Here is a 250-nt window from a genome sequence, read left to right as displayed (position 1 = left end):
GACGATCCCGGAGAGCAGGAGGCACCGCACCTCCCCGGGCTCCGCGCGCACCGCCTGCACCTGGTCGCGGAGCTGCACCGCCGCGGGGTGCCGCTCCTCGCGGGAAGCGCGCCGGGAGGCGACCTCCACGAGGAGCTGGAACAGCTCGCCGAAGGCGCGGGCCTCGGCGCCCCGGCGGCGCTCCGGGCGGCCACGGTGGAGCCCGCCCGGGCGCTCGGCCTCGCGGACGTCATCGGCACCGTGGCCCCCG

At 80.0% G+C, this 250-nt stretch carries 1 pseudogene; it reads left to right on the top strand.

Going from position 1 to position 250, the window contains the following annotated elements:
* Positions 1-250, top strand: a pseudogene (locus tag ACSNOH_RS35375) (hypothetical protein); the annotation flags it as partial.

The organism is Streptomyces sp. URMC 127 (genome assembly GCF_051386535.1).
Taxonomy (GTDB): Bacteria; Actinomycetota; Actinomycetes; order Streptomycetales; family Streptomycetaceae; genus Streptomyces.
The sequence above is the reverse complement of the archived record's forward strand: the minus strand, read 5'-3'. Positions and strand labels throughout refer to the sequence as shown.